General features: G+C 63.6%; 3 protein-coding genes. All 3 read right to left on the reverse strand.

Features of this window, described 5'->3' with window-relative positions:
• On the reverse strand, positions 1-389 hold a 389-nt coding region (locus Q8K05_RS16715), incomplete at its 3' end, for an HAD hydrolase-like protein (RefSeq protein WP_305247742.1).
• A gap of 13 nt (positions 390-402) precedes the next feature.
• Positions 403-2,484: a transketolase gene (gene tkt, locus Q8K05_RS16720; protein ID WP_305247743.1), complete on the reverse strand. Its 2,082-nt coding sequence runs from the start codon at positions 2,482-2,484 to the stop codon at positions 403-405.
• Positions 2,485-2,503: 19 nt separating this feature from the next.
• Positions 2,504-3,325: phosphoribulokinase (locus tag Q8K05_RS16725; RefSeq protein WP_305247744.1), on the reverse strand; the 822-nt coding region annotated here is incomplete at its 5' end.

Raw genomic sequence — 3,325 nt, forward strand, 5'->3', positions numbered from 1 at the left:
ACGGTGGCGGTGTAGCGGCCTTCCTTGTTGGTCACCACCGCCAGCTTGACGCCGCGCGCGCGCAACCCGGTCAGTGCTTCGCGCACTTGCGGATACAGGTGGCTGCGGGTGCCACAGCGGCGCTGGTAATGTGTGTCGAACTCGGCCGCAATCAGCGTAAAACTGTCGCTGACCCGCACCGCTGCGACATCCGCCTTTCCGCTGTACGCCAAGGCCTGAATCAGCAGCTCACGCGTGCCGTGGCCTATCCAGTCGTTGACTTGCTGTTGCGTCACCGCAGGCAGATCAAAGCGGCGCAAGGTGTCGTTGACGGCGTCGCAGATTTCCGGAGCCGTTTCTATCAGCGTTCCGTCCAGGTCAAACATGACCAAATCAAAGGGCAGGTTCATGACGGGCAGGTCCTCAGTTATTTGACAAAACGATCTGGTTGGGCACGGGCATTTCGTGCCTGTGCGCCGCACGGTGCGCCAGGGTGCGCACGGCCTCCACCACACGCTGGGCGGTGATGCCGAAGTGGGCGTACAAGTCCTTGGCCGGGGCCGATTCACCAAAGCTGGCGATGCCCACCACCACACCGGTGCGGCCCACATACTTGCGCCAAAAGTCGGGATGCGCGGCCTCGATGGCTACGGTGGGCAGGCTCAGAGGGAGCACCGTTTCCTGGTAAGCCTCGGTCTGGCGGTCAAAGACGGAGGTCGAGGGCATGGACACCACGCGGGTGGCAATGCCCTCCCCCGCCAGCCTCGCCTGCGCTTGCATGGCCAGTTCCAGCTCCGAGCCGGTAGACACGATCACGGCTTGCGCGCCAGGCATATCCGACAGCACATAGCCGCCCCGGCGGATCGCGTCGACCATGCTCACTTCGGTCAAACGCGGCAGATTCTGGCGCGACAGGCACAGCGCGCTGGGGCCATCCTTGCGCTCCAGCGCGCAGGCCCAGGCCACAGCCGTTTCCAGGCCATCGGCCGGCCGCCACACGTCCAGACCCGGAATGATGCGCAGGCTGGGAATGTGCTCCACGCTTTGGTGCGTCGGGCCGTCTTCGCCCAGGCCAATGCTGTCGTGGGTGAACACATGAATCACGCGCAGCTTCATGAGCGCGGCCATGCGGATGGCGTTGCGGCTGTAGTCGCTGAACGTCAAAAAGGTGCCGCCGTAGGGGATGTAGCCGCCGTGCAGCGCCATGCCGTTCATGATGGCAGCCATGCCGAACTCGCGCACGCCGTAGCTGAGATGGTTGCCCCAGTGGTCACGGCCCGCTTTGACGCAGCCCTTGAAATTGGTGAGATTGGAGCCGGTCAAATCCGCGCTGCCGCCAAAGAATTCGGGCAGCAGCGGCGCCAGCGCATCGAGCGCGTTCTGGCTGGATTTACGGGTTGCGAATGCGTCGGGCTTGGCGGCAATGACGGCCAGCAGCTCGGGCAGTTTGCTGGCAAAGTCCGGCAGCAAATCACCGGCCATGCGGCGCTCGAACTCGGCCGCCTCCAGCGGGTAGAGGGTGCGGTAGGCCTCAAAGCGCAGGCGCCAGGCCTTTTCCGCGCTCTGACCGCGTTCCACGGCATTCCAGGCGCAAGCGATCTCGGCCGGAATTTCAAACGGCGCGGCGGTCCAGCCCAGCGCCCCGCGGGTGGCGGCCACTTCGGCAGCGCCCAGCGCGGCGCCATGCACGTCGTGCGTACCGGCTTTGTTGGGCGAGCCCATGCCAATTACGGTTTTGCAGCAGATCAGCGTCGGCTTGCCGTTCAGCATGACGGCCTGGGCTTTTGCAGCCCGAATGGCCGCATCAACAGCGGCGGGATTGTGCCCGTCCACCGCCGGGATGACGTTCCAGCCGTAGGCCTCAAAGCGCTTGGGCGTGTCATCGGTGAACCAGCCTTCGACGTGCCCGTCAATCGAAATGCCGTTGTCGTCGTACAGCGCGATCAGCCTGGACAGGCGCAGCGTGCCGGCCAGCGAACAGGCCTCGTGGCTGATGCCTTCCATCAGGCAACCATCGCCCATGAAGGCATAGGTGAAGTGGTCGACGATGCAGTACTCGACGCCGTCTTCCTCGCGGTTGAACTCATCGGCGAGCAGCTTTTCAGCCAGCGCCATGCCCACTGCATTGGCGAGGCCCTGGCCCAGCGGGCCGGTTGTGGTTTCCACGCCCGGCGTCACCCCCACCTCGGGGTGGCCAGCGGTTTTGCTGTGCAGCTGGCGGAAGTTTTTCAGTTCCGACATCGGCAGGTCATAGCCGGTCAGGTGCAGCAGCGCGTAAATCAGCATGGAGCCGTGGCCGTTGCTCAGCACAAAACGGTCGCGGTCGGGCCACTGCGGGTTGGCCGGGTTGTGCTTCAGGTGCCGGTTCCACAATACTTCGGCAATGTCAGCCATGCCCATGGGGGCGCCGGGGTGACCGGACTTGGCTTTTTCGACCGCATCGACGGCAAGCATGCGGATGGCGTTGGCCATCTGGCGGGCGAATTCAGGCGCAGGGGTGTTCATGGTGCGGTTCTCCAGCATGTCAGTTCGCTCCCAGCGCGCGCTTGCGGCGCTCCATCATTCGCCACACAAACGGCGTGAAGATCAGCTGCATGGCCAGCTCCATCTTGCCGCCCGGCACCACGATGGTGTTGGCGCGGCTCATGAAGCTGTCGTGGATCATGTTGAGCAAATACTGAAAGTCGATGCCCTTGGGCTGGGCAAAGCGGATCACCACCAGGCTCTCGTCGGGCGAGGGAATGTCGCGCGCGATGAAGGGGTTGGAGGTATCCACCATCGGCACGCGCTGGAAGTTGACATGGGTGTGCATGAACTGCGGGCAAATGTAGTTCACGTAGTCGGGCATGCGGCGCAGGATGGTGTCGGTCACGGCCTCGGTGCTGTAGCCGCGCTTGGACTTGTCGCGGTAGAGCTTTTGAATCCACTCCAGATTGATGACGGGCACCACGCCGACCAGCAGGTCGGGGTGCCGGGCGATGTTGATCTCGGGCGTGACCACCGCGCCATGCAGGCCTTCATAAAACAGCAAGTCGGTCTCCTGGGGCACATCTTCCCACGGGGTGAAGGTGCCAGGCTCCTGCTGGTACGGGGCGGCCTCTTCGGGGTCGTGCAGGTATTTGCGGCGCTTGCCGGTGCCGGTGGAAGCGTAGTCGCGAAACAGGGCTTCCAGTTCGGCAAACAGATTGTTCTCGGGCCCAAAGTGGCTAAAGTTCTTGTTGCCCGCCTGCTCGGCCTCGGCAGCCTTGAGCTTCATGTCTTTGCGGTCGTGACGGTGAAAGCTGTCGCCTTCGATGATGGCAGCGTTCACACCCTCGCGGCGGAAGATGTTTTCAAAGGTGCGGGT

This window comes from Polaromonas sp., from assembly GCF_030682935.1.
In the GTDB taxonomy this organism is placed as follows: Bacteria; Pseudomonadota; Gammaproteobacteria; order Burkholderiales; family Burkholderiaceae_C; genus Polaromonas.

What these genes read in the sequence shown, in the direction of transcription:
- tkt (WP_305247743.1), bottom strand. Translation starts at nt 2,484, where the DNA reads ATGAACACCCCTGCGCCTGAATTCGCCCGCCAGATGGCCAACGCCATC.